A 16725-nucleotide genomic window follows, 5' to 3' on the forward strand; every position below is an offset into this window, starting at 1 on the left:
TCCGCTTTGCCACAAAGCGGATATGAAAGATCAGCCTTCCCCCCTACGCGAAACCGACGACGATGCCCGCAAGCTCGCCCGCGTGCTTCTGCGCTCCGCCCGGCACGCGGCGATTGCCGTTCTCGACCCCGAGACCGGCTTTCCCTCCGCCAGCCGCGTGCTGGTCGCCACCGATATCGACGGCACGCCGGTCATCCTGGTTTCGCAGCTGTCGGCCCATACCAGAGCGCTCGCCAGAGACCCGCGCGCCTCGCTCCTGACCGGCGAGCCCGGCAAGGGCGATCCCCTCGCCTATCCTCGTCTGACAACCCAGTGCATGGCAGAACCCGTCGAGCGCAGCAATGCATTCTACGAGCGGATCCGCACGCGTTTTCTCGCTCGCCACACCAAGGCGAAGCTTTATATCGACTTTCCTGATTTCCTGTTCTTTCGTCTCAAGCCGGAACAAGCCAGCCTCAATGGCGGCTTCGGCCGCGCCTACCAGCTCGACGGGAACGATCTCGTAATCCAGTCGGCCGCGAATGAGGCGATCGCCGCCGCGGCGACACAGACAGTGCGAGATTTAGTAGAACGCCATCCCGATATAGCCGAAGCCCTCGCTATCAGGCTAAAGGCGCCAGAATCGGGTCCTTGGCGCATTTGTGGTATCGATTCCTCAGGTTTCGATATGATTTCCGGCGACTTCCTGCTGCGATACGAGTTCGAAACCCTCGCTGTGGATGCCAATCACATTTGTTCAAACATGTCTAAAATAGCATACTCGATACCTTAAATTTAGGTATATACAATCTTCGAGCCTAGTTGGTAGCTTTTGGTGTCAGTCAAAATCCCGGCTGGCGCCCTGCGCCAACACGTTTGATGTACGTTTCGCATTAGGAAGATAACATATGGAAACCTCTGATTTGGCCGATCACACGACTGTGGCGGCAGCTTTATTATCGGCCATGGCCAATCCGAAGAGATTGCTGATCCTGTGTAGCCTCGTGAAGGGCGAAGTGGCCGTCGGCGTGCTTGCGACGCAGGTCGGGCTCAGCCAGTCGGCTCTTTCACAGCACCTGTCGAAACTGCGCGCTCAAAAGCTCGTCAAGACCCGCCGGGACGCACAAACCATCTACTATTCGAGCACCTCAGAGCCGGTCATGAAGATCCTGGCAACGCTCGAAGACATCTACCTCGTGCAGAACAGAAATAGATCCGCCGCTTGATGATAGCGCTGACATGAATGTCGGCCGATGTCCTGCTGAAGGGGATGTTCCCGGAGGCTTGGCAACGATATTTCAGCACCTGAACCTTATGGCACGACCGGCAAATTTGCGATTTGCCGGTCGTGTCTTTGACAGCTCTGGTCTTCTGTTCCTTTCGCCGACGGGAAGGAATTGCAGCCTCATCGCGCAGAAGCGCTCGCCCCGTGATCAACCCAAACAAGCTGAGCTTCCTGTTAGGAACCGTTCTCGGGACTTTTCCCGTTGACGCCTTGGGAAGCCCTGATAATTTGACCGGGCAGTAAAAATATGGGCGTGAAGCCCCCGGGAAAGGGCCGTCGGCGGCCAGGAGAACAGCATGTCCAATCGCCTCAATGCACCGAACGATCTTCGCGCCTTCTGGATGCCGTTTACGGCAAATCGCCAGTTCAAGAAGGAGCCGCGTTTGTTCGTCGGCGCCAAGGACATGTACTATACGACCCATGACGGCCGTCAGGTGCTGGACGGCACGGCTGGCCTCTGGTGCGTCAATGCCGGCCACTGCCGCCCGAAGATCACCGAGGCGATCCGCGAGCAGGCCGGCGAGCTCGACTATGCGCCCGCCTTCCAGCTCGGCCATCCCAAAGCCTTCGAACTGGCGAACCGCCTGGTCGACATCGCCCCGGAAGGCCTGAACCACGTTCTCTACACCAACTCCGGTTCCGAATCCGTCGAGACCGCGCTCAAGGTGGCGCTCGCCTATCACCGCGTGAAGGGCAATGGATCACGCTTCCGCCTGATCGGTCGCGAGCGCGGCTATCACGGCGTCAATTTCGGCGGCATCTCCGTCGGCGGCATCGTCACCAACCGCAAGATGTTCGGCACGCTTCTGACCGGCGTCGATCACATGCCGCACACCCACCAGCCCGGCAAGAACAACTTCACCCGCGGCGAGCCCGAGCATGGCGGCGACATCGCCACCGAGCTCGAGCGTATCGTCGCCCTGCATGACGCCTCCACCGTCGCCGCCGTCATCGTCGAGCCGGTGGCGGGCTCTACCGGCGTCCTGATCCCGCCGAAGGGCTACCTGCAGAAGCTGCGCGAGATCTGCACCAAACACGGCATCCTTCTGATCTTCGACGAGGTCATCACCGGTTTCGGCCGCCTCGGCGCCCCCTTTGCTGCGCAATATTACGACGTCAAGCCCGACATGATCACCGCTGCCAAGGGACTGACCAACGGCGTCATTCCGATGGGCGCCGTCTTCGTCACCTCCGAGATCCATGATGCCTTCATGAACGGCCCGGAGCACATGATCGAGTTCTTCCACGGCTACACCTATTCCGGCAACCCGATCGCCTCCGCCGCCGCACTCGCCACGCTCGACACCTACAAGGAAGAGGGCCTGCTGACACGCGCCGCCGAGCTTTCCGACTATTGGGCCGACGCGCTGCATTCGCTGAAGGACTGCCCCAATGTCATCGACATCAGGAACACCGGCCTGATCGGCGCCATCGAACTCGACCCGATCGCCGGCGAGCCCACCAAGCGTGCCTTCACCGCTTTCCTGAAAGCCTATGAAAGCGGCCTGCTGATCCGCACAACCGGCGATATCATCGCACTCTCCCCGCCGCTGATCATCGAGAAGCACCACATCGACGAACTCTTCGGCAAGCTGCGGACCATCCTGCAGAACAACATTTGAGGAAGCTCTGAAGACTTCCAGCATCACGACCTGCGGCGGATCTCCGGCATAATTCCTCAAGTCGGGATCGATTTAAGGATAAAATTATGCAGCAATTCAAAGTGTTACAGCGTCCTTTGCGCGTCTGAAAAGACGCGCGGCGCTGTAAATCCACGCGGGCCCTTTTGTTTGGGAAGACCGATAGGCCTCAGGTCACGGCGGCGACGGAAAGGCAGAGGGCGAATTTCTTCAGCAGCCGGCGATCGAATTGCCCTTCATTGCCAAGCATCCATTTCAGTGCTTGGCTCGCGCTCCATGGTGCCTTGTACGGCCGCACGGAGGTCATGGCGTCATAAACGTCGCAAATCGCAGCAAGTCGCGCATAGAAGCTGACCTGCGCTTCGGAAAGCCTGCGGGGATAGCCCTTGCCGTCGATACGCTCATGATGGTTCAGGCAGACGTCGAGAACGATCTCCGGCATGCCTTCCTGGCGTGACAGGATTGCGTGCCCCTTTTCCGGATGATCGCGGATCATCTTGATCTCGTCCTCGTCCAGGCGCCCTTCCTTGTTGAGTATCTCGAGTGGAATTTCGAGCTTGCCGACGTCGTGCAGCAATCCTGCCGTGCCGAGCATCTGCACGGTCGTCTCGTCAAGTCCGAGATGACGGGCGAAAAGGATCATCAGCGCACTCACCGAAAGGGAATGCAGAAACGTCACTTCGTCCTTGGATTTCAAACGCGTAACGCTCAGAAAGACAGTGGGATTGTCATCCATCGACTTGGAGACCGAGGAAATCACCGGCGCCACCTGATCGAAACCGATCCCATCGCCATGCTGGAGCCGGCCGAAAACGCTTTCCAGCACCTGCACGGATTTCTGGATGGTCTCGCGTGCCGCTTTGGTGTCGATCTCGATATTGCCGCCTGGCAGACCGTCGATGTCGAGGCCCCTGCTGGTGTTGATGATAACACCTTCAATGCCGCTCTTGCGAAGCTTCAGGGCATCGACTTCACGGCGCAGCAGAAATCTTCGCTTGGACAGAAGAGGGTCCTGCCATGCACCCTCGATCGCTTCCACAAACATTCCGTTGCGCACCTGTCTGGCTTCGATACGCTTGAGCATCCAGATCTCTGTTCCTGAAATATCTCTCTGTTTATTATCGACCGTTCTTTTGCATCGCAGCAATATATGCACGAACAATGATTCTACTCTAATTGGTAGAATCAAGTGTTAATCTCGAAACCGAATTCGACTATTCTGAAAGACGAAGAGTTTCGCGAAATTCGGCAGGTTCATCGGCACGCGCAGATGCGGGTACAGCACCCTCCAGAGATCTGCAGACGGCGTCACGATCGACGATTTTGGATTATTTCGCGCCGGATCGGCTCGATTTTCGTTTCATTTTGTTATCAACTTGCGAAATCTCACCAAAATTCCTAGAAATCTTGCCGTTGCACCCATCCGAGCCAAATATGGCCGGAGGGCGCATCGATCGCGCCGATATCGATCGTCCTTGGCACGGCCTGGGGGCCGTTGAACGATCCGGAAAATCCGGCGCGGCACCTCATCGCGGGTCGAATGACCCCATCCAAGGAGACAGACAATGACCCTCAAGACATTGACGGCGACCCTCGTCGCGTCGCTCGCCTTTGCGCCGCTTGCCCATGCCGATATCACCATCGGCCTGATCGCGCCGCTGACTGGCCCCGTCGCCGCCTATGGCGACCAGGTGAAGAACGGTGCGCAGACAGCCGTCGACGAGATCAACAAGAAGGGCGGGATTCTGGGCGAGAAGGTCGTCCTCGAACTGGCCGATGATGCCGGCGAACCGAAACAGGGCGTTTCCGCCGCCAACAAGGTCGTCGGCGACGGCATCCGCTTCGTCGTCGGGCCGGTGACATCGGGCGTCGCCATTCCCGTTTCGGACGTGCTTGCTGAAAACGGCGTGCTGATGGTCACCCCGACCGCGACGGCCCCCGACCTGACCAAGCGCGGTCTGACCAACGTGCTGCGCACCTGCGGCCGCGACGACCAGCAGGCCGAAGTCGCCGCCAAATATGTGCTGAAGAATTTCAAGGACAAGCGCGTCGCCATCGTCAACGACAAGGGCGCCTACGGCAAGGGCCTCGCCGACGCCTTCAAGGCGACGCTGAACGCCGGCGGCATCACCGAAGTCGTCAATGACGCGATCACGCCTGGTGACAAGGATTTCAGCGCACTCACCACCCGCATCAAGTCCGAGAAGGTCGACGTGGTCTATTTCGGCGGCTACCACCCGGAAGGCGGCCTGCTCGCCCGCCAGCTGCATGACCTCGCCGCCAACACGACGATCATCGGCGGCGACGGACTCTCCAACACCGAATTCTGGGCAATCGGCACGGACGCGGCTAGAGGCACGATCTTCACCAATGCTTCGGACGCCACCAAGAGCCCGGATTCCAAAGCCGCAGCCGATGCGCTCGCCGCCAAGAACATCCCGGCCGAGGCCTTCACGCTGAACGCTTTTGCCGCCATCGAAGTGCTGAAAGCCGGCATCGAGAAGGCCGGCAGCGCCGAGGATGCGGAAGCCGTCGCGACTGCGTTGAAGGACGGCAAGGAGATCCCGACCGCCATCGGCAAGGTTACCTACGGCGAGACCGGCGACCTGACCTCGCAGAGCTTCTCGCTCTACAAGTGGGAAGCCGGCAAGATCGTCGCCGCCGAGTAAACCATCGCTGACCGTCACCGACCGGGCGCCCCTGTGGCGCCCGGTTTCGTTTTGCGGTACTCGCTTGTCGCGGCAGATCGGCTATAAGTTTCGGAATCGGTTGTAATGTGAGCAATGCCATGACCAGCAGACTCGAGCGCTTCATCGACCAGGGCGTTGGCCGTGTGCCGGCCGATATCGTCCTGAAGGGCGGCCGCTTCTTCGATCTCGTCACCGGTGAACTCGTCCAGTCGGACATCGCGATCGGCGCCGATCGCATCGTCGGCACCTCAGGCAGTTATGACGGCGAGACCGAGATCGATATCTCGGGCAGGATCGTTGTTCCGGGCTTCATCGACACACATCTGCACATCGAATCTTCGCTCGTCACACCGCATGAATTCGATCGCTGCGTTCTGCCCTATGGTGTCACCACCGCCATCTGCGATCCGCACGAAATCGCCAATGTGCTCGGAACCGCCGGCATCGAATTCTTTCTCGAATCCGCGCTGGAGACGATCATGGACATCCGCGTCCAGCTCTCCTCCTGTGTGCCGGCGACGCATCTTGAAACCTCCGGTGCCGATCTGCCGATCGAGCGCCTCCTGCCCTTCCGCCACCATCCGAAGGTCATCGGACTTGCCGAATTCATGAATTTCCCCGGCGTGATCCACAAGGATCCCGTCTGTATGGCCAAGCTCGACGCCTTCCAGGGCGGCCATATCGATGGTCACGCGCCGCTGCTCTCCGGCAACGACCTCAACGGTTACCTCTCGGCCGGCATCCGCACCGAGCACGAATGCACGACCGCCGGCGAAGCCTTGGAAAAGATCCGCAAGGGCATGCATATCCTCGTGCGCGAGGGTTCGGTCTCCAAGGATCTCGCGGCGCTGATACCCATTATCACCGAGCGGCTTTCACCCTTCCTCGCGCTTTGCACCGACGACCGCAATCCGCTCGATATTGCCGAACAGGGTCATCTCGATCACATGGTCCGCACGGCGATCGCAAGCGGCGTCGAGCCCCTGGCGATTTACCGCGCCGCCTCGATTTCGGCCGCCCGCGCCTTCGGCCTCAAAGACCGTGGCCTGGTCGCGCCGGGCTGGCGCGCCGATCTGGTGGTTCTCGACAGCCTGGAAAACTGCCGCGCCGACATGGTCTTCTCGGCCGGTCGCCGCGTCACCGATGCGCTCTTTTCCTCGCGCAGGCCGGTTGCCTCGATCGGCCTCGACAGCGTCAAGGCCCGGCCCGTCAACGCCGCCCATTTCGGCGTCCCGGTCGCCGAGGGCGAGACGCCCGTCATCGGCGTCATACCGGGCAAGATCATCACCGAGCATCGCCGCTATCGCCTGCCCGTCAGGGGCAACGAGACGGCAGTCGATCTTGCCAACGATATCATCAAGGTCGCCGTCATCGAGCGCCACGGCAAGAACGGCAACCATGCCAACGGCTTCGTCCAGGGTTTTGGCCTGAAGAAGGGTGCGATCGCCTCGACCGTCGGCCATGACAGCCACAATATCTGCGTGGTCGGTGTCAGCGAGGACGACATGGCGCGCGCCGCAAATCGACTTAGCGAGATCAAGGGCGGCTTCGTCGTCGTCGAAGACGGCAAAGTCACTGGCGAAATCGCCCTGCCCATCGCTGGCTTGATGAGCCTCGAGCCCTACGAGACGGTCCGCGATACGCTGCACCATCTGCGCAAAGCCGCCTTGGCGCTGGGCGCCACGCTGGAGGAACCCTTCCTCCAACTCGCCTTCCTGCCGCTACCGGTCATCCCGCACCTGAAAATATCCGACCGCGGCATGGTGGATGTGGACAAGTTCGCGCTCATCGGGTGATGTGATCAATCGCCGGCGACAGACGCTCTCAGACCGCGTGTTGCTTGGTCGTCAGCTCAAGCCCGATTGCCTTCATGACCGCCAGCGTGGTCTCCAGGGTGGGATTTCCGTTTTCGCTCAGTGCCTTATAAAGATGCTCGCGAGCAAGGCCTGTTTCCCTGGCGATCTTACTCATGCCCTTGGCACGCGCGACGACACCAAGAGCGGACGCGATGAATTTCGCGTCTCCCGTCTGCAATGCCTCAATGATAAAGGCTTCGATGGCCTCGTCGGAATCAAGCATCTCAGCCGGATCAAATTCGAAAATCTCTTCAGCCATTATCGTCGCTCCATTCCGAGGCGATTCTTTTTGCCGTTCGTATATCGGTTTCCTGCGTGCTTTTGTCACCGTCGCAGAGAAGCACGATGATAGTTTCTCCGCGTTTGCAATAATAGATCCGATAGCCGGGCCCATAGTGAATGCGCAGTTCGCTCAGCCCCTCGCCGATCGGTGAGGCGTCGCCGGCATGACCGTTCGCGAGACGCTGAAGACGCAAGGCAATCGTCGCCTTGGCCTTTCCATCCTTCAACTTTTTGTGCCACTTTCGAAAAGTAGCTGTCTGCTTCAAGATGAGCAGATCAATTGTAAGTTAAAAAATACAGACCTGTCAAATTCGCCATTTCCACAACCAAAAACCGGTCTCGCGAGATATCAAATCCGCGCACAAAACCCGTCAAGCGCCGCAAGCTTCACGAACCCTGCGCCAGCCACCGCCTCGAAGCCCGGCATCGCAAGCGGTTTCCCGAGCACCATGCCATCGGGCAGGCCGAATTCCGCCGGTTTGCGCGTCAGGTTGAAAACGAAGAGCAGTTTTTCGCCGTTCTTTTCACGGGTGAAGGCGAGTAGGTCCTGAATGGTGCCGATGAAGGTCATGTCGCCGGCGATCAGAGCCGGCTGGCTCTTCCGGAATGCGAGCGTCCTGCGGTAGTGATGCAGCACCGAGTTGTCGCTCGCCTCCTGCGTATCCACGGAAAGCGCTGCCTGCTCGTAAGGCACCGGCAACCAGCTCTTTTCCGCCGAGGTGAAGCCCGCATGCGCCTTGCCGGCTTCCCAGGGCATCGGCGTGCGGCATCCGTCGCGGCCCTTGAAGGCCGGCCAGAAGCGGATGCCGTAGGGGTCGCGCAGATCCTCGAAGGCGAGATCTGCCTCTATCAGGCCGAGTTCCTCGCCCTGATAGAGGCAGATCGAGCCGCGTAGCGCCGCAAGCACCGAGATTGCCAGCTTGGCGATGACAGGCCGCTCTTCTTCCGTCTGCGCAAAGCGGCTGACATGACGCATGACGTCATGGTTGGAGAAAGCCCAGCAGACCCAGCCGTCGGTTACCGCTTTCTGGAAGGCTTCGACGCAACCGCGAATATGCTCGGCGGTGAAATCCGGTCCGAGCAGATCGAATGTGTAGCACATGTGCAGCTTGTCGCCGCCGCTCGTATAGGCGCCAACCGTCTTCAGCGAGCGCGCGCCGTCGCCGACTTCGCCGACGGTCGTGCGATCCTCGTACTGATCGAGCAGCGCCCGGAAGCGCTTGAGGAAATCGACATTTTCCGGCTGCGTCTTGTCGTAGAGGTGGTTCTGCATGCCGTAGGGATTGCTGTCGGGCGCATCGAGGCCTGCGTCATCTTCATCCGGCTCGTGCGGCGGATTGCTCCTCAGCAGCTTGTCGCAGAAATAATAGTTGACCGTATCCAGGCGGAAACCGTCGACGCCGCGGTCGAGCCAGAACTTCACCGTCTCGAGGACCGCATCCTGCACGGCTTTGCTGTGGAAATTGAGGTCCGGCTGCGAGGTCAGGAAATTGTGCTGGTAATATTGCCGGCGCACGCCATCCCACTCCCAGCCCGGTCCGCCGAAGATCGACAGCCAGTTGTTCGGGGCCGTACCGTCAGGCTTCGGATCGGCCCAGACATACCAATCCGCCTTGGGATTGGTCCGGCTCGATCGGCTCTCGACGAACCAGGGATGCCGGTCGGAGGTGTGCGAGATCACCTGGTCGATGACGACCTTGATGCCGAGCCTGTGCGCTTCGGCCATCATCTCGTCGAAATCGATGAGCGTGCCGAAGATCGGATCGACGTCGCAATAGTCGGAAACGTCGTAGCCCATGTCGGCCATCGGCGACTTGAAGAAGGGCGAGAGCCAGATCGCGTCGACGCCGAGGCTGGCGATATGCGGCAGCCGGCGGGTGATTCCCCTGAGATCGCCGAGACCGTCGCTGTTGGTGTCCTGAAACGAGCGCGGATAGACCTGATAGATCACCGCACCGCGCCACCAGTCTGCACTCCCGCCTGCCTGCAATGCCATCGGCTACATCTCCTGCCTCGTTTGTGCTCGCCACACTAAAGCGGACGAAACAAAAGACAACCATGTGAAGCGGTTATGAAGGCGTTGCGAAACACCGCGACGCATCGTCGCGATCCGACAAGGGGGAGACGTATATAGGCTTGTCCACAACCCGGTTTCACCCTCCGGATTTGGGGTTGCAACGCAAAGCCTTTGCGATAATGTGCGCGCTGACCTGCACGTAAGAGGTCAAACACCGGGAACAAATGTCTAATAAAGGCGAAAAGCCTAGAAAGGTGGACCCACCATGAACCATTTCGCGAAAAAATTTCTCGCATCTGCAATGCTTGGCACATTGCTGGCGTTTTCGGCCCATGCGGCCACGCTCAACATTCACAATGGTGGCGACCCGCAGTCGCTCGATCCGCAGAAACTTTCCGGCGACTGGGAAAACCGTATCGCCGGCGATATCTTCGAAGGCCTCGTCACCGAAGACGCCAAGGATAATCCGATCCCCGGCCAGGCTGTAAGCTGGACGATTTCGCCTGACGGCAAGGTCTACACCTTCAAGCTTCGCGACGGTATCAAGTGGTCCGATGGCCAGCCGGTAACGGCAGGAGACTTCGTCTTCGCCTTCCAGCGCCTCGTCGACCCGAAGAATGCAGCCGACTATGCCTATCTGCAATTCACCATCAAGAACGCCGAAAAGATCAACAAGGGCGAGATCACCGATCTCAACCAGCTCGGCGTCAAGGCGATCGACGACAAGACACTCGAAATCACACTTGAAAACTCCACTCCCTATTTCATCAATGCCCTGATGCATTACACCGCCTATCCGCTGCCGAAGCATGTCGTCGAGGCGAAGGGTCAGGATTGGGTCAAGATCGGCAACATCGTCACCAACGGCCCTTACAAGCCGGTCGAATGGGTTCCGGGCTCGCATGTCACCACCGTGAAGAACGACCAGTGGTACGACACCAAGGACCTGAAGATCGATGGCGCGAAATTCTTCGTGCTTGAAGACCAGGAAGCCGCGCTGAAGCGCTACCGCGCCGGCGAGTTCGACATCCTCACCGACTTCCCGACCGACCAGTACGAGTGGATGAAGAAGAACCTACCTGGCCAGGCGCATGTCGCCCCCTTCTCCGGCCTCTACTACTACGTCGTCAACTCGCAGAAGCCGCCCTTCAGCGACAAGCGTGTCCGCCAGGCTCTCTCCATGGCGATCAACCGTGAAGTGATCGGCCCGCAGATCCTCGGCACCGGCGAACTGCCGGCCTATTCATGGGTTCCGCCGGGCACGGCGAATTACGGCGAGCCGGCCTATGTCAGCTGGAAGGACCTGCCCTATAGCGAGAAGGTCGCCGAAGCCAAGAAGCTTCTGACCGAAGCCGGTTTCGGCCCGGACAAGCCGCTTCACGCCGTCCTCAGCTACAACACCAACGACAACCACAAGCGCATCGCCGTTGCCATCGCTTCCATGTGGAAGCCGCTCGGCGTCGATGTCGAGCTCGTCAATGCCGAAACCAAGGTGCATTACGACCAGATGCAGCGTGGCCAGGTCGAAATCGGCCGCGCGGGCTGGCTCGCCGACTACAACGATCCGGACAACTTCCTGAACCTCCTGGTGACAGGCGTGCAGATGAACTACGGCCGCTGGTCGAATCCCGAGTACGACAAGATGATCAAGGAAGGCAACGCCGAGACAGATCTCACCAAGCGTGCCGCGATCTTCAAGAAGGCCGAGCAGCTGGCGCTCGATGAATCCGCCGCCCTGCCGATCTATTACTACGTCTCGAAGAATGTCGTATCGCCGAAGATCGAAGGCTTCGTCGACAACATTCAGGACATCCACCGCACCCGCTGGCTGTCGATGAAAGAGTAAGGGAAAACGGTCCTTTCCGCGCATTGCGGAAAGGACCGGCCCACGACCATGATCAAATACGCACTCCGTCGCCTGCTATCGACGATCCCCGTTCTGTGGATCGCCGTCACAGCCTGCTTTTTTGTTTTGCGCCTTGCCCCCGGCGGCCCTTTCGATGGCGAAAGGCCATTGCCGCCGGTGATCTTGAAGAACCTTGCTATCCACTACAATCTCGACAAGCCGCTCATCCAGCAGTACCTGATCTATGTCGGTGACCTGCTCCGCGGCGATCTCGGCCCGTCCTTCGCCAGCGAAGACTTCACCGTCGCCCAGCAGATCATGATCGGTCTGCCCTACACCTTCACCATCGGTACGGCTGCCTTCCTGATTGCCATCATTGTCGGCGTCGCCGTCGGCTGTCTTGGGGCGCTTTATCAGAACAAGGCGCCGGATTATATTCTGGGCGCGCTCATCCTGATCGGCGTCGTACTGCCGAACTTCCTGATCGCGCCCATCCTGCAGCTCGTCTTCGGCATCCATCTCGCGTGGTTTCCGGTCGGCGGCTGGGGCGATGGCTCGATCAAATACCTCATCCTGCCGATCGTCGTGCTGGCGCTGCCGCATGCCGGCCGCATCTCGCGCATCACACGCGGCTCGATGATCGAGGTAATGAACCAGAACTTCATCCGCACCGCCAAGGCCAAGGGCATCGGCCCGCGGCTGACGGTCATGCGCCACGCGCTGAAGCCCGCCTTGATGCCTGTCGTCTCCTATCTGGGTCCGGCGGCAAGCTACCTTCTCACCGGCTCGCTGGTTGTCGAGAGCATCTTCGGATTGCCCGGCATCGGCCGCTATTTCGTCAACGCAGCGCTGAACCGCGATTACGGCATGGTTCTCGGCACGGTCATTTTCTACATGGTGCTCATCGTGTTCCTGAATCTTCTCGTCGATATCGCCTATGCGTGGCTCGATCCGAAAGTGAGAAACCGATGATCCTAAACCCCGCAAAACGCGAGCTGCTCGCCCAGGAGCTTCTGGAGGCGGAAGGCCTTGCTCCCCAAAGCCGCTCGCTCACCAAGGATGCCTTGCGCCGCCTCGGGCGCAACAAGGCCGCCGTCCTGTCGATCGTCGTCCTGACGGTGCTGATCCTCGCCGCCTTCCTCGGCCCCTGGTTCATTCCCTTCAACTATGAGGATCCGGATTGGGCGGCCTTCCGCATACCGCCCTCGATCGAGACCGGCCACTATTTCGGCACCGATCCGAACGGCCGCGACCTTCTCGCCCGCGTCCTTTACGGCACCCGCGTCTCGCTTGCCGTGGCGCTGACGGCGACCGTCGTCTCCGTCTTCATCGGCGTGCTCTACGGCGCAGTATCGGGCTATATCGGCGGCAGGCTGGATGCGATCATGATGCGCTTCGTCGACATCATGTATGCGCTTCCCTATATCCTCTTCGTCATCCTGCTGATGGTGATCTTCGGCCGCAACGTCTATCTGCTGTTTGCTGCCATCGGCGCGCTGGAATGGCTGACCATGGCCCGCATCGTGCGCGGCCAGACGCTGTCGATCAAGCATCGCGAATTCATCGAAGCGGCCCGCGCATCCGGGCAGCGGCCGTTCAAGATCATCATCAAGCACATCATCCCGAACCTCGTCGGACCCGTGGTCATCTTCGCAGCGTTGACGGTGCCTGAAATCATCGCCACCGAAAGCTTCCTCTCCTATCTCGGCTTCGGCGTGCAGGAGCCGCTGACCTCGCTCGGCACGCTGATCGCCGAGGGAACCGATGCCATGGAAAGCATGCCGTGGCTGCTGGTCTTCCCGGCAAGCTTCCTCGTGGCCCTGTTGCTCAGCCTGCTCTTCATCGGCGACGGCCTGCGCGACGCGTTCGACCCGAAGGATCGCTAAGAATGTCCCACGAAACACAAAAAGACACCCTTCTCGAACTCAAAGACTACTCGATCACCTTCAAAACGCCGGATGGAGAGGTGAAGGCGGTCTCTAACATGAACCTGACGGTCAAGCGCGGCGAACGCATCGCCATCGTTGGCGAGTCCGGTTCCGGCAAGAGCCAGACCTTCCTCGGTATCATGGGCCTGCTCGCCAAGAACGGCAAAACGACGGGACAGGCGCTGCTCGAAGGCAAGGACGTGCTTTCGCTGAAGCCGCGCGAGCTCGACCAGATCCGCGGCAAGGACATGGCCATGGTCTTCCAGGACCCGATGACCGCCCTCAATCCCTCGCTGAAGATCTCCCGGCAACTGACGGAACAGCTCGAGGTGCACGGCGGGCTGACGGCACGCGCCGCATCCGCCGCCGCGCTCGACATGCTCAAACGCGTCGGCATCCCCGACCCGGCGCGGCGCTTCCATCTCTACCCCCACGAGCTTTCCGGCGGCATGCGCCAGCGCATCGTCATCGCCATGGCGCTGCTCACCCGGCCGAAACTGTTGATCGCCGACGAACCGACGACGGCACTCGACGTCACCATCCAGGCGCAGATCCTCGATCTTTTCAATGATCTGACGGCGGAGATGAACACGGCGCTGATCATGATCACCCACGATCTCGGCGTCGTCGCCGGCCTCGCCGACCGTGTCGCCGTCATGTATGCCGGCCGTATCGTCGAGGAGGCGCCGGTCGATGAGCTCTTCGACAATCCGGCCCATCCCTATACCGCAGCGCTGCATGCCTCGATCCCGCGGCCGGACCAGGATGTCGACGACCTCGTCGTCATCCCTGGGCGTCCGCCGAACCTGCAGCACCTGCCGAAAGGCTGCAACTTCTCGCCGCGCTGTTCGCAGGTCCAGGACGATTGCATCGACCGTCCGCCATTGCTCGAAACGCTGGCGCCGCATCACTGCGCCGCATGCTACCACCCCTTCCCGCGTCGCGAGGAGCTACTGAACCATGGCTGAACGATCGCTTCTGAGGGTCGAGAACCTGACGACCCAATTCGAACTGCCGGCAAAAGGCCTCTTTAAGCCGCCGATCTTTCTCACAGCCGTCAACAATGTCAGCTTCGACCTCAGCGAGGGCCGCACGCTCGGTATCGTCGGCGAATCCGGCTGCGGCAAGTCCACGCTTGGGCGCTCTATCCTGCGGCTGTTGAAATCGCAGAAGGGCCGTATCCTCTGGCAGGGCCGCAACCTGCTCGACCTGTCGGACGAGGAAATGCGCGCCGCCCGCCGCGACATGCAGATCATCTTCCAGGATCCGATCGCCTCGCTCGACCCGCGCATGACGGTTGGCGACATCATCGCCGAGCCGCTCACCGTCTTCGAGCCGAAGCTATCGAGGGCCGAGCGCACCGAACGCGTCCGCGAGATCATGACCGCCGTCGGACTGGTGCCGGAGATGATCAACCGCTATCCGCACGAATTCTCCGGCGGCCAGGCGCAGCGCATCGGCATCGCCCGGGCGGTGGTCACCAAACCGAAGCTCATCATCTGCGACGAGCCGGTTTCGGCCCTCGACGTCTCGATCCAGGGCCAGGTCATCACGCTTCTGCGCAAGCTGCGCAAGGAATTCGGCCTGACGCTGATCTTCATCAGCCACGACCTCTCCGTCGTGCGCCTGATCTCGGACGATGTGCTGGTGCTCTATCTCGGCAGGGTGGTGGAAGCCGGCGATTGCGCCACCGTCTTCGATCATCCCGCCCATCCCTATACGCAGGCGCTCTTCTCCGCCGCGCCGATCCCGGATCCGAAGCTTGCGCGCCTGCGCACCCGCATCCGTCTGCAGGGTGACCCGCCTTCGCCGCTCAACCCGCCGAAAGGCTGCGTCTTCTCGCCGCGCTGCTGGAAGGCGACCGACATCTGTCGCACCGAAATGCCGCCGACCGAGGAGGTCCGCCCCGGCCAGAAGGCCGCCTGTTATCACATGGACAGGCCATGAGCGGGACGAAGGCCGCGCAAGCGGCGTTCACCTCACCCGCGAAAGTGGGGTTCCATCTTCCTTATTATCGGCGCTTGCCACCTTCATACTCTCCGCGTATCAGCGAATGAGACCAGTGCATAACCCCGAAATCGGAATCGATTTTCGGGGTTATGCGCCAATTCAAAGTGATAGCGCGTCCCGTTGGACGCGCGGCGCTCTAGTGCCGGGAGGACAAGGTGAGCAGACGGTTTCTATCGATCGGTGAATGCATGGTGGAACTCTCGCAGGCAGGCGATGGTCTGCTGCGCAAAGGCTTCGCCGGCGATACCTTCAACACCGCCTGGTATGTCCGCGCCTGCCTTGGCCCCGACTGGTCGGTCGACTACTTCACCGCCCTCGGTGACGACGCCATGTCGGATGAGATGGCTGCCTTCATCGACAAGGCAGGCATCGGCACCAGCCTCATTCGCCGCATCAGGGGCAGGACGCCGGGCCTTTACATGATCAACCTGAAGGACGGCGAACGCTCCTTCAGCTACTGGCGCGACAGCGCCGCCGCCCGCAGCCTGGCAGCCGATCCCGACCGCCTGCGCGAGGCAGTGGAGAGCGCTGAAGTCGTCTATTTCTCCGGCATCACGCTTGCCATACTGCCGCATGAGGATGCCGAGACGCTGCTTGCCGAAGTCCGTCGCGCCAAGGCCGCCGGCAAGCTCGTCGTCTTCGATCCGAACATCCGCCCGCGGCTCTGGTCCAGCTACGACGTGATGCACACGACGATCAGCGAAGGCGCCCGCTCCTCCGTGCTCGTCATGCCGAGCTTCGACGACGAGGCCGCCCATTTCGGCGATGATTCCATCGAGGCGACGATCCACCGCTATCGCGCGCTGGGTGCCGTCCATATCGTCGTCAAGAACGGTGCGGAGGGTGTTACGCTGAATTTTGCCGGCGAGCAGACCTTCGTTCCGGCCGAAAAGGTGGAGAAGGTGGTCGACACGACCAGCGCCGGCGACAGCTTCAACGGCGCTTTTCTCGCACGATATCTCGAAGCAGGCGATGCACCTGCCGCCGCCCGCTTCGCAGCAAAGGTCGCTGCCCGCGTCGTCAGCGAACATGGCGCATTGGTCGTAAGGGAAAAGCTTGGATTGGATGGCGGCTAAAGCGGCGCGATCTTTCAGATTCGCTTAGCGAAACATGCTTTTAGGCCGCACATGCTGGCGCAGGTTGAACGCCAGGTGCGAGCGCTCCCCGCTTTGTCGGCATCGTTTGCCCCGCT

15 protein-coding genes are annotated in these 16725 nt (G+C 60.5%); 11 read left to right on the forward strand and 4 right to left on the reverse strand.

The features are described 5' to 3' along the window. Nucleotides 1–22: 22 nt before the first annotated feature. From OLZ32_RS36585 to OLZ32_RS36595, 3 genes are all read left to right on the forward strand, one after another. Nucleotides 23–772, forward strand: a complete 750-nt coding sequence (locus OLZ32_RS36585) for a HugZ family pyridoxamine 5'-phosphate oxidase (protein WP_264399856.1) — start codon at nt 23–25, stop codon at nt 770–772. Nucleotides 773–887: 115 nt separating this feature from the next. Then, on the forward strand, nt 888–1205 hold the full coding sequence (locus OLZ32_RS36590; RefSeq protein WP_003541857.1) for an ArsR/SmtB family transcription factor: 318 nt from the start codon (nt 888–890) through the stop codon (nt 1203–1205). A gap of 355 nt (nt 1206–1560) precedes the next feature. Then, nucleotides 1561–2886, forward strand: coding sequence for an aspartate aminotransferase family protein (locus OLZ32_RS36595; RefSeq protein WP_003541859.1), 1326 nt, complete (start codon nt 1561–1563; stop codon nt 2884–2886). A 187-nt stretch (nt 2887–3073) separates the two neighbouring features. Here the strand turns inward: OLZ32_RS36595 and OLZ32_RS36600 are convergent, their stop codons facing one another. Continuing rightward, the gene (locus OLZ32_RS36600; protein WP_264399857.1) at nt 3074–3988 is read right to left on the reverse strand and encodes an HD-GYP domain-containing protein; all 915 of its coding nucleotides are present in this window, start codon (nt 3986–3988) and stop codon (nt 3074–3076) included. Between the two features lie 481 nt (nt 3989–4469). On the opposite strand from OLZ32_RS36600, the gene OLZ32_RS36605 reads away from it, so the two are divergent. Both OLZ32_RS36605 and ade read left to right on the forward strand, forming a co-directional pair. Next, the gene (locus OLZ32_RS36605) at nt 4470–5573 is read left to right on the forward strand and encodes a branched-chain amino acid ABC transporter substrate-binding protein (RefSeq protein WP_264399858.1); all 1104 of its coding nucleotides are present in this window, start codon (nt 4470–4472) and stop codon (nt 5571–5573) included. A 119-nt stretch (nt 5574–5692) separates the two neighbouring features. After that, nucleotides 5693–7390 carry an adenine deaminase gene (ade, locus tag OLZ32_RS36610; protein ID WP_264399859.1) on the forward strand — a complete coding sequence of 566 codons (1698 nt, stop codon included), beginning with the start codon at nt 5693–5695 and terminating at the stop codon, nt 7388–7390. A 28-nt stretch (nt 7391–7418) separates the two neighbouring features. Here the strand turns inward: ade and OLZ32_RS36615 are convergent, their stop codons facing one another. The 3 genes from OLZ32_RS36615 to bglA form a co-directional block, all read right to left on the reverse strand. Next, nucleotides 7419–7709: an addiction module antidote protein gene (locus tag OLZ32_RS36615; protein WP_264399860.1), complete on the reverse strand. Its 291-nt coding sequence runs from the start codon at nt 7707–7709 to the stop codon at nt 7419–7421. Beyond that, the gene (locus OLZ32_RS36620; protein ID WP_264399862.1) at nt 7702–8007 is read right to left on the reverse strand and encodes a type II toxin-antitoxin system RelE/ParE family toxin; all 306 of its coding nucleotides are present in this window, start codon (nt 8005–8007) and stop codon (nt 7702–7704) included. Before OLZ32_RS36620 ends, OLZ32_RS36615 begins: the two co-directional genes overlap by 8 nt. Before the next feature lie 74 nt (nt 8008–8081). Continuing rightward, a complete protein-coding gene (gene bglA / locus OLZ32_RS36625) occupies nt 8082–9728 on the reverse strand; it encodes a beta-galactosidase BglA (RefSeq protein ID WP_264399861.1) in 1647 nt (548 codons plus the stop codon). A gap of 286 nt (nt 9729–10014) precedes the next feature. Between bglA and OLZ32_RS36630 the strand changes: the two genes are divergently transcribed. The 6 genes from OLZ32_RS36630 to OLZ32_RS36655 all read left to right on the forward strand — a co-directional run bounded on the left by OLZ32_RS36630 (nt 10015) and on the right by OLZ32_RS36655 (nt 16609). Beyond that, nucleotides 10015–11595, forward strand: coding sequence for a peptide ABC transporter substrate-binding protein (locus OLZ32_RS36630; protein WP_003541881.1), 1581 nt, complete (start codon nt 10015–10017; stop codon nt 11593–11595). 48 nt (nt 11596–11643) lie between these two features. Continuing rightward, the gene (locus OLZ32_RS36635; RefSeq protein ID WP_003541883.1) at nt 11644–12567 is read left to right on the forward strand and encodes an ABC transporter permease subunit; all 924 of its coding nucleotides are present in this window, start codon (nt 11644–11646) and stop codon (nt 12565–12567) included. Continuing rightward, nucleotides 12564–13481 carry an ABC transporter permease gene (locus OLZ32_RS36640; RefSeq protein WP_003541889.1) on the forward strand — a complete coding sequence of 306 codons (918 nt, stop codon included), beginning with the start codon at nt 12564–12566 and terminating at the stop codon, nt 13479–13481. Before OLZ32_RS36635 ends, OLZ32_RS36640 begins: the two co-directional genes overlap by 4 nt. A 2-nt stretch (nt 13482–13483) precedes the next feature. Beyond that, the gene (locus OLZ32_RS36645; RefSeq protein ID WP_130825752.1) at nt 13484–14491 is read left to right on the forward strand and encodes an ABC transporter ATP-binding protein; all 1008 of its coding nucleotides are present in this window, start codon (nt 13484–13486) and stop codon (nt 14489–14491) included. Next, nucleotides 14484–15470, forward strand: a complete 987-nt coding sequence (locus tag OLZ32_RS36650; RefSeq protein ID WP_012758516.1) for an ABC transporter ATP-binding protein — start codon at nt 14484–14486, stop codon at nt 15468–15470. Before OLZ32_RS36645 ends, OLZ32_RS36650 begins: the two co-directional genes overlap by 8 nt. Before the next feature lie 218 nt (nt 15471–15688). Further along, the gene (locus OLZ32_RS36655; protein WP_130787458.1) at nt 15689–16609 is read left to right on the forward strand and encodes a sugar kinase; all 921 of its coding nucleotides are present in this window, start codon (nt 15689–15691) and stop codon (nt 16607–16609) included. Nucleotides 16610–16725: the final 116 nt, after the last annotated feature.

Source organism: Rhizobium acaciae (genome assembly GCF_025941625.1).
Classification (GTDB): domain Bacteria; phylum Pseudomonadota; class Alphaproteobacteria; order Rhizobiales; family Rhizobiaceae; genus Rhizobium; species Rhizobium acaciae.

What these genes read in the sequence shown, in the direction of transcription:
- OLZ32_RS36615 (WP_264399860.1), bottom strand. Translation starts at nt 7,709, where the DNA reads ATGGCTGAAGAGATTTTCGAATTTGATCCGGCTGAGATGCTTGATTCC.
- OLZ32_RS36595 (WP_003541859.1), top strand. Translation starts at nt 1,561, where the DNA reads ATGTCCAATCGCCTCAATGCACCGAACGATCTTCGCGCCTTCTGGATG.
- OLZ32_RS36585 (WP_264399856.1), top strand. Translation starts at nt 23, where the DNA reads ATGAAAGATCAGCCTTCCCCCCTACGCGAAACCGACGACGATGCCCGC.
- OLZ32_RS36630 (WP_003541881.1), top strand. Translation starts at nt 10,015, where the DNA reads ATGAACCATTTCGCGAAAAAATTTCTCGCATCTGCAATGCTTGGCACA.
- OLZ32_RS36640 (WP_003541889.1), top strand. Translation starts at nt 12,564, where the DNA reads ATGATCCTAAACCCCGCAAAACGCGAGCTGCTCGCCCAGGAGCTTCTG.
- bglA (WP_264399861.1), bottom strand. Translation starts at nt 9,728, where the DNA reads ATGGCATTGCAGGCAGGCGGGAGTGCAGACTGGTGGCGCGGTGCGGTG.
- OLZ32_RS36650 (WP_012758516.1), top strand. Translation starts at nt 14,484, where the DNA reads ATGGCTGAACGATCGCTTCTGAGGGTCGAGAACCTGACGACCCAATTC.
- OLZ32_RS36635 (WP_003541883.1), top strand. Translation starts at nt 11,644, where the DNA reads ATGATCAAATACGCACTCCGTCGCCTGCTATCGACGATCCCCGTTCTG.
- ade (WP_264399859.1), top strand. Translation starts at nt 5,693, where the DNA reads ATGACCAGCAGACTCGAGCGCTTCATCGACCAGGGCGTTGGCCGTGTG.
- OLZ32_RS36645 (WP_130825752.1), top strand. Translation starts at nt 13,484, where the DNA reads ATGTCCCACGAAACACAAAAAGACACCCTTCTCGAACTCAAAGACTAC.
- OLZ32_RS36590 (WP_003541857.1), top strand. Translation starts at nt 888, where the DNA reads ATGGAAACCTCTGATTTGGCCGATCACACGACTGTGGCGGCAGCTTTA.
- OLZ32_RS36600 (WP_264399857.1), bottom strand. Translation starts at nt 3,988, where the DNA reads ATGCTCAAGCGTATCGAAGCCAGACAGGTGCGCAACGGAATGTTTGTG.
- OLZ32_RS36605 (WP_264399858.1), top strand. Translation starts at nt 4,470, where the DNA reads ATGACCCTCAAGACATTGACGGCGACCCTCGTCGCGTCGCTCGCCTTT.